The organism is Camelimonas fluminis, assembly GCF_014656355.1.
Classification (GTDB): domain Bacteria; phylum Pseudomonadota; class Alphaproteobacteria; order Rhizobiales; family Beijerinckiaceae; genus Camelimonas; species Camelimonas fluminis.
The window spans coordinates 143,999-150,543 of sequence record NZ_BNCG01000011.1; the positions used below are offsets into that span (position 1 = coordinate 143,999).

At 64.2% G+C, this 6,545-nt stretch carries 9 protein-coding genes; 6 read left to right on the top strand and 3 right to left on the bottom strand.

All coding sequences use genetic code 11. The features are described 5' to 3' along the window. The first annotated feature begins 25 nt into the window (after nucleotides 1-25). Together IE243_RS13510 and IE243_RS13515 are read left to right on the top strand one after the other, a co-directional pair. Nucleotides 26-301 carry a hypothetical protein gene (locus IE243_RS13510; RefSeq protein WP_191319914.1) on the top strand — a complete coding sequence of 92 codons (276 nt, stop codon included), beginning with the start codon at nucleotides 26-28 and terminating at the stop codon, nucleotides 299-301. A 160-nt stretch (nucleotides 302-461) separates the two neighbouring features. Further along, nucleotides 462-1,250: an ion transporter gene (locus IE243_RS13515; protein WP_210319858.1), complete on the top strand. Its 789-nt coding sequence runs from the start codon at nucleotides 462-464 to the stop codon at nucleotides 1,248-1,250. A gap of 768 nt (nucleotides 1,251-2,018) precedes the next feature. On the opposite strand, the gene IE243_RS23855 is transcribed toward IE243_RS13515, so the two are convergent. Then, complete coding sequence (locus IE243_RS23855; RefSeq protein ID WP_308432047.1) at nucleotides 2,019-2,465, bottom strand: hypothetical protein; 447 nt, start codon at nucleotides 2,463-2,465, stop codon at nucleotides 2,019-2,021. 86 nt (nucleotides 2,466-2,551) lie between these two features. On the opposite strand from IE243_RS23855, the gene IE243_RS23860 reads away from it, so the two are divergent. The 3 genes from IE243_RS23860 (at nucleotide 2,552) to IE243_RS13530 (ending at nucleotide 5,028) form a co-directional block, all read left to right on the top strand. Then, complete coding sequence (locus tag IE243_RS23860; protein WP_308432048.1) at nucleotides 2,552-3,673, top strand: OmpA family protein; 1,122 nt, start codon at nucleotides 2,552-2,554, stop codon at nucleotides 3,671-3,673. 226 nt (nucleotides 3,674-3,899) lie between these two features. Further along, nucleotides 3,900-4,688 carry a C40 family peptidase gene (locus IE243_RS13525; RefSeq protein WP_191319916.1) on the top strand — a complete coding sequence of 263 codons (789 nt, stop codon included), beginning with the start codon at nucleotides 3,900-3,902 and terminating at the stop codon, nucleotides 4,686-4,688. An 88-nt stretch (nucleotides 4,689-4,776) separates the two neighbouring features. After that, nucleotides 4,777-5,028 carry a hypothetical protein gene (locus tag IE243_RS13530; protein WP_191319917.1) on the top strand — a complete coding sequence of 84 codons (252 nt, stop codon included), beginning with the start codon at nucleotides 4,777-4,779 and terminating at the stop codon, nucleotides 5,026-5,028. A 297-nt stretch (nucleotides 5,029-5,325) separates the two neighbouring features. Here IE243_RS13530 and IE243_RS23785 read toward each other — a convergent pair whose 3' ends face one another. Continuing rightward, nucleotides 5,326-5,451: a hypothetical protein gene (locus IE243_RS23785; protein WP_280514597.1), complete on the bottom strand. Its 126-nt coding sequence runs from the start codon at nucleotides 5,449-5,451 to the stop codon at nucleotides 5,326-5,328. Between the two features lie 217 nt (nucleotides 5,452-5,668). After that, on the bottom strand, nucleotides 5,669-6,076 hold the full coding sequence (locus tag IE243_RS13535; protein ID WP_244643153.1) for a DUF2000 family protein: 408 nt from the start codon (nucleotides 6,074-6,076) through the stop codon (nucleotides 5,669-5,671). Between the two features lie 197 nt (nucleotides 6,077-6,273). On the opposite strand from IE243_RS13535, the gene IE243_RS13540 reads away from it, so the two are divergent. Next, nucleotides 6,274-6,519, top strand: a complete 246-nt coding sequence (locus IE243_RS13540; protein ID WP_191319933.1) for a hypothetical protein — start codon at nucleotides 6,274-6,276, stop codon at nucleotides 6,517-6,519. Nucleotides 6,520-6,545: the final 26 nt, after the last annotated feature.

Below are 6,545 nucleotides of genomic sequence, written 5' to 3' on the forward strand. Positions count from 1 at the left end.
CAGCAAGATACCGCTGGGGAAGCCCATGATCCTCGTCGTTTCCGACGATGTGAAGCAGATCAAATATCGTTCCGACGGCAGTCATGCCACGGGATGCCAACGCATCCACCGCCTGCAAAGCCCTGCGCCGCCCGGACCTGTGCAGAATGTTCTGGTCAGCGGGCCATGTGCGCCATGCAAAGCCGTGTTTGCCAGGAAGGACGAAAGCGCCTTCCTGCGATCGACGGGCCGGATGAAAGCCAATCGCTCCATTCGCGGATCGGTCCCTGGAGCCGGTGCGCTGGCGGCGGTCCGGCGCTGATGTTCATCCTCGCTTTTTTTCGGTCCAGTTCACAGCTTTTCGCGTAGACATGTTCCCTGGCGTCGCCTCCTCGTGCAGGCTCACGCCCGCGCCAGGGACGCCGGCTGATGTCGGTTCATAACGCGCATCAAAAAACACGAATAAAAGCCGGTGGATCGCTGTGACCTGGAAAAAATACATTGAAACCGCACTTAACGGGCGCAATGCCGGCCTCGGTCATTATATTGAGCTGTTCCTGAGCGCCGTCATCATATATTCGACCATCGGCATGGGGTTGGTGACGTTGCCAAACCTGCCGCATTGGATACGCGAATTTCTCATCGCCACCGACATCATCATTGTCGCGATATTTACAATCGAATATATTCTCAGGATAGCGGCAAGCCAGAACAAGCTGTCTTACATTTTCAGCTTTTACGGCATCGTTGATTTCCTCTCCATTGCGCCTTTCTATCTCGCGCTGATTTTCATGGGCTTTGGCTTCGACCTGCGCGCGCTGAGAGCGCTCCGCCTCATGAGGCTGGCGCGCCTGCTCAAGCTGACGCGGTACACCGCAGCGATGGATCGTCTGGCGGACGCATGGCGGGCTGTAAAGCAGGAGATCATCGCATTCTCGATCACCGCGATCATTGTCCTGTATATCTGCGCCTTGATCATTTATCAGTTCGAACACGACGCGCAGCCAAAGGTGTTTACCTCGGTATTGGACGCCATGTGGTGGGCTGCGGTGACGCTCACCACCGTCGGTTACGGCGACATCTATCCAATCACTCCGGTCGGCCGGCTGTTCACCGTGGTCATGTTGTTCGTCGCGCTCGGCATCATCGCCATACCAACCGGCCTGGTCACGTCGGCCATGATGGCGATCCGGAACAAGGAACATGAAGCTGGCAGGCCGGAGCGGGCCAGCACGACGACAGCCGAACCTGGCGAACGCAAGCCCGGCTGAACCAGCGAGGGCGGCCAGGAATTGAACCACGACGTGGTTCCGGCTCAGGCGCAGCCTGATGACAGGCTGGTCGCCTCATGGAGATGGGCCGGGCTGTCATTCGCGGCCCCGGCGAACCCACAATGCGACATGGGCCCCTGCACAGGCATGCTCTTTGGCCTGGCGGGAAAATGACGCCGGCCTGGCTGACCCTGGATGTCAACAAAACGCCTCGCGCTGGCTATCCGACGCAGTTGACCGCCTGGGATCGGCGCGAGCCAGGGCAAAGGGCGATTGCCGCTGCGCGAGCCATGCCGAAACCTGGGTGAAGGCGGAAGCTGGCCTCCAAATCATGGCGCGGGGGAACCGTCGCCAGATTCTTGCCGTTTTAGCTTCATCTGAGGTTCAGGTCGCAAAGGGCCTGATACCCCGCACGTTGAAACAGAACGACGGGAAAATAGATGCGCACGAAACGCTGGTTGCTGGTTGGGACCGTCCTGCCGGCCCTCGTCCTTTCGCAAGCCGGGCTGGCCTACGCCGAAGCCGGATACCGGACTGCCCAGGCTCCCGCCGCCGGAGACGATGATTCACGCGGGCCACGGCGCTCACAGCATCCGCCGGGCGCGGAGCCCCGCCAGCGTGGCCCCGAACGGCCCGCCGAGCCGAGGGTTCCGGGTCCGCCGCAGATGCAGCCTGCTCCCGGGGCGCCCAGGGCGCGGCCTCCGGCCATACCCGCTCCGCAACCGCGCGCCGAACCGCCGGCTGCGCGCCCGCAGCCGGAACGCCCCATTATGCCGCGTGAGGCGCCTCGCGCCGCGCCGCCCCCTGGTGAGGCTCCCGCTGCACGGCCGACGCCACCACGTCCGCCGGCCGAACCCGCGGCGCCGCCGCGCACTGCGCCCCAGCCTGGCCCGCGCCCACAACCGGCGCAATCGCCTGCTCCCTCCCACCCGGGCGCCGGGGCGCCGCCATCCACCGGGCCGCGCGAAGCCCCCCCAGCTCCGCCGTCAGTTGCACCGCCCCAGCCTCGCCCACCGAGGACGCCGCCTGCTGCGACGCCAGGCGTCCCTGTCCGGCCTGACGCCGGCGCGCCTCCTTCAGCCGTTCCGCGCGGCGGCCCCGCCGTCCCTCCCCCAGCGGCGGCGGCGCCCCAGCCCCGCCCACCGGGCGCACCGCCTGCTGCGGCGCCAGGCGTCCCCGCCCGGCCTGGCCCCGGCGCGCCTCCAGCCGTTCCACGCGGCGGTCCCGCCGTCCCTCCTTCCGCGCTGCCCTCGCAACAGCGTCCGCCGGCTGCGACGCCGCAGCCAGGCGCTCCGGCTCCGGTGCAGCCTGGCGCCACGCCGCCTGCAGGCGCTGCGCCAGCCCAGCCAAACCGGCCCGTTCCCGGCATGCCCTCCGGCGGAGCGCCGGGCGCCGCGCCGCAACCCGGCGCCGCACCGGCGCCTCTGCCCCAGCAGCGTGATGGCCGCCGCGGCGGCGTCTCGCCAGGCGTGGCCGGCGCCATCGGCCTTGGAGCCGGCGTCATCGGCGGCATCATGGCGACGCAAGGAGCGGAGCGTTTCGACGATATCCGCAGTCGCCGCGAGGAGCGGCGCGAAGGCGACTACACCATCATCCGCGAGCCTGGCCGCACCATCATCCGCGACGATGACGGGCGCGCCATCATTCGCCGCGACGAGGACCAGCGTTTTCGCGATCTCGGCTGGCAGGGACGCTCCGAGCGCCGCGGCGACGAGAACCGCACGGTCTTCGAGCGCCCGGACGGCTCCCGGATCGTCACCGTCACGGATGAGCAGGGCCGATTGATCCGTCGCACCCGCATTGATCGCGACAACCGCGAGGTGATCATCATCGACAACACGCTGCGGGGCCGCCCGGGGCGCTTTGCCGACGACGTCGTCGTATTGCCGCCGCCGCCTCTGCCGATGCCGCGCGAGCGCTACATCGTCGACGCCGACCAGGCCGACGGGAACCTGATCTACGAGACGATCACCGCCCCGCCGATCGCCGCGATCCCGCGTCGCTACACGCTGGACGAGGTGCGTTACTCGCCGGACCTGCGCGCGCGCATGCGTAGCGTCGATATTGACACGATCAATTTCGACACCGGTTCCTGGCAGGTGACGCAGGATCAGGCGCAACGCCTCGCCGTGATCGCGGAATCGATCAGGCGCGCCCTGCAGCGCTCGCCGAACGAGGTCTTCCTCATCGAGGGCCACACCGACGCTGTTGGCGCCGATGTCGACAATCTCTCGCTTTCCGATCGCCGCGCGCAGTCGGTCGCAGAGATCCTGACCCGCGACTTCCAGATCCCGCCGGAGAACCTGACGACCCAAGGCTACGGTGAGCAATATCTGAAGGTCAGCACACAGGCTGCCTCGCGTGAAAACCGGCGCGTCACGCTCCGGCGGATCACGCCGCTGCTCAGCGGCCAGAACCAGTGACAACCGGGCGGGGCTGCTTGCAAGGCGGCCCCGCTCTTCCGCAGGCCAACAGCCGTTCCTGACGGCCTGCGCCTCCTGCTGGAGCCCGACAGCCAGCCCAGCCCGTCGCCCTGAAAACCCCATGCAGCGCCGGCGACCTCGCTCATGGGCAGATGCGGGCGCTGCTTGACCCTTGCCGCAACGAGGCGGAAGGTAAGTCTGGATCGTTCTGATGGATTGAATGCGGATGTTCCTGCTTCACCAGGTCCTCCAGGCTTTCAGCAGCATGCTCGTCTGGCTGGTTACGCAACCATCGGGCGCCTACGAACCCTTCACGCCCCCTGATCCGGAGCTGTTCCGGCAAGTGCTGCAGCCGGCGGATATTGTTCTGATCGAGGGCAATCAGAAGGTTTCAACGGTCATCAAATACCTGACGCAGTCGACATGGTCTCACGCGACGCTCTACGTCGGTGAGATGCCCGGGCTCGCACCCGCGGCTTCTACAGGGCCCATGCTCATCGAGATGGACCTGGCGCAGGGGTGCATCGCCGCCCCGTTATCCAAATATGAGAGCTTCACGAAGCGCATCTGCCGGCCCATCGGGCTCAGCGCCGCCGACAGGCAGGCTGTCGTTCGCTTCATGACCGATCACCTGGGGCTGCAATATGATACGAGAAACGTGATTGATCTCATACGCTTCCTGCATCCGCTGCCATTTGTTCCGGTCCGTTGGCGCCGCCGCATGATCGCGCTGGGCAGCGGCCTGCCCACACGTGCGATCTGTTCGTCGCTCATCGCCGAAGCATTCCAGTCGGTCCACTATCCCATTCTGCCGCAAATTGATCACCTGCCATGCCACGACCGGGCGGCCAGCAAGCACGCCCGGAACGAAATCCTGCACATTCGTCACCACAGTCTCTATGTCCCGCGCGACTTTGATGTTTCGCCATATTTTCAGATCATCAAGCCCACGATTGAAGGCGGCTTTGACTACCGGCAGCTACACTGGGACACCCACCCGCAGAGCATGGAGTGAGTGCGGGCATTTCGGGCGACAACGTGCTATAATGGTAACTTGGCTGAACCTGGAAGATCAGGCTTGTCTGTCAGAAAGGAGCGCCGCGATGGAAACCGCGCTCAGAATCAGAAATATCCTGTTCAGGGCCTTCATCATCAATCTTCTGGTCATTATTTTTGCATGGCTCATTACGCTCAGCGGCGTGACAACAACCGCCATGACGGCGTTTTTTGGCTTCAGCGTCGATCAAACGCGCGTCTACATGGCCAAGATCATCGGGTTCTGGAAGGTGCTGAACGTTGTCCTTTTCCTGATCCCGGCCATAGCCATTCATTGGGAGTATCGCGCGAGAAACTGACCGCCCCTCCGCAACAGGACGCGCCCGGCCTGACGCCGGCAGGCGCTGCCCACACGCTGGTCATGGCCAGCGCTCCGGTTCAGCAGCCCGTCTCACGACGCCCCCCGATGACGCGACGCCCGCAATCCCAGGGGAAATCCGGATCAGGACAATCCTTCACGGGCGCCGCCAGAGCGCACCCTGGCCAGGCCCGGGCTACGGGCGTTACAGCACGCGCCATGTGGCGGCAGCGGCGATGGCGTCCGGCAGCAGAACGCCGCCGGTTTATCTTGCGTCGCGGGAAGCGGAAACGGGGCGTCAAAGCGCGTCAGCGGCTTCCAGAAGGGCGCTCTTCGCCGCCTCTCTGGCGGTCGCCTGCATGGCCCTCTCAGACTGATCCCCCGCCGTCGATATGGGCGCCTGAACCCGGACGCTGAATGTCATGGCGCCTTCCTCCCTGGTGAGGTGGACAGACACTGTCGCATTGACCAAGTCTACCTGCAGATCGCTTATCCTGTAAGGCATGGGCTCCCCCACTGGTTACACCCGGTTACGGGTCAACCGGAATAGACCAGCAGCGGAGCTGCGCCGCAATGACTTCCTGACGCCCGGATATGGGGCCTGCGCGGAGCCGGGCCGCTGGCGTCACCGCGCCGGCGGTTCAGGGGTGTAACCTCGCGCCTTTTGTCGCCTTGTCGACAGCCTTTTTGGGGCCGCGAATTGCAATGCCGACCAGGTCCGGGCAATCGGCTGGTTCAGCCAGAAACGCCTCACGGTTTGCCCCGTCATGGCCAGTGGAGAACATGGCGCGCACATAGGCTGCGCAGCTCAGGTCATGCTCCCGGGCCAGCCGGTGCGCCCGCGCCAGGTCCCTGGGCTCGGCAGAAAAGATCATCATTGGCTGGCCGAGCAGCCGCGCAAACTCCCGGCCATTTGCATCCAGGTAAGGCTGCCCCATGGCGTCCGGCGCGGCGCCGGCAATCCCGGTCGCGAGGAATGCCGTCACGTTCAGCTTCCGCCATGTCGGCAGGTCTGCAAGGACAAGGATGGCGACCTTGGTATCGAACAAGTTGCGTGTCCTCCGGGTCAATGAATGGCGCGTCAAAGCAATGGTCGTGGAACGCCGGATGCCTGTCCAGCGGGCTATTCGCGCCCTGGCCGCCTGCGCAGGCGAAAGCCCGACCTCATTGACAGTTGAGGAATGACTGAACCAATCTGGGTGATAATCGAAACCAAAACAAGACATAACACCGGGAGGAATTTTCCATGAAGTCTCGGAAGATGTTCGCTGCGATATCTGCTGGCCTTGCGACATTCATTGCGACTGGCGCCCTTACGACAACGATGGCCCTCGCTGAAAAAAAGTACAGCAAGGGGGCCAGCGACACCGAAATCGTCATCGGAAATTTTGTCCCCTACAGCGGCCCCGCATCCATGTACGGCGTATATGGCAAAGTTCCTGCAGCTTATTTCAGGATGCTTAGAGCGGTTTTCGAACGTCTAGAATCATAAGAGGTTCCCCCTTCGCGAGATTTCTG

What these genes read in the sequence shown, in the direction of transcription:
- IE243_RS13510 (WP_191319914.1), top strand. Translation starts at nt 26, where the DNA reads ATGATCCTCGTCGTTTCCGACGATGTGAAGCAGATCAAATATCGTTCC.
- IE243_RS13525 (WP_191319916.1), top strand. Translation starts at nt 3,900, where the DNA reads ATGTTCCTGCTTCACCAGGTCCTCCAGGCTTTCAGCAGCATGCTCGTC.
- IE243_RS13530 (WP_191319917.1), top strand. Translation starts at nt 4,777, where the DNA reads ATGGAAACCGCGCTCAGAATCAGAAATATCCTGTTCAGGGCCTTCATC.
- IE243_RS23785 (WP_280514597.1), bottom strand. Translation starts at nt 5,451, where the DNA reads ATGACATTCAGCGTCCGGGTTCAGGCGCCCATATCGACGGCGGGGGAT.
- IE243_RS13540 (WP_191319933.1), top strand. Translation starts at nt 6,274, where the DNA reads ATGAAGTCTCGGAAGATGTTCGCTGCGATATCTGCTGGCCTTGCGACA.